Origin of the sequence: Paraburkholderia sp. EG286B (assembly GCF_040965655.1) — a bacterium.
Lineage (GTDB): Bacteria > Pseudomonadota > Gammaproteobacteria > Burkholderiales > Burkholderiaceae > Paraburkholderia.
The window spans coordinates 1-450 of sequence record NZ_JBFRCF010000167.1 but is presented as its reverse complement, the minus strand read 5'-3'; the positions used below and the strand labels follow the sequence as shown (position 1 = coordinate 450).

General features: G+C 61.8%; 1 pseudogene. It reads right to left on the bottom strand.

What is annotated here, in order from left to right:
- Positions 1 to 152: 152 nt before the first annotated feature.
- A pseudogene (locus tag AB4Y42_RS44240) lies at positions 153 to 450 on the bottom strand (thiamine pyrophosphate-requiring protein); the annotation flags it as partial.

The following is a 450-nucleotide window of genomic DNA, read 5'->3' as shown; positions in this document are numbered from 1 at the left end:
CGGGAAGCCGCCACAAACGCCACATCATGTATGCAAAAACATGCCCGCAAACCCGAGCCGGCGTTGCGCGTACGATTTACATCACACTGTGACCTTTACATGGACGTCAGGCGGCGTTCTTCGCATGTAAGCGCATCACGCACGTTCGCCCGCTAGTCCTTCGCGCCCGGAATGACCGAGCCCAGCACCTGACGCGCGGTGTTCGCGATCACGCTGCCTTCTTTCGGATCGCCCTCCATCAACGTCCGTGCAAACGCGCGCGCCTGCGCGATCGTCACATGAGGCGGCAAAGGCGGCACTTCCGGGTCCGACTTCACTTCCAGCACGACGGGGCGCTTCGCGGCCAGCGCGGTTTCCCACGCATCGGACAACTGCTCGGCATCGTCGACGTATAGGCCCGTCAAGCCGAGCAGTTCCGCAAAGCGGTGATAAGGCACGTTGGGTATTTCC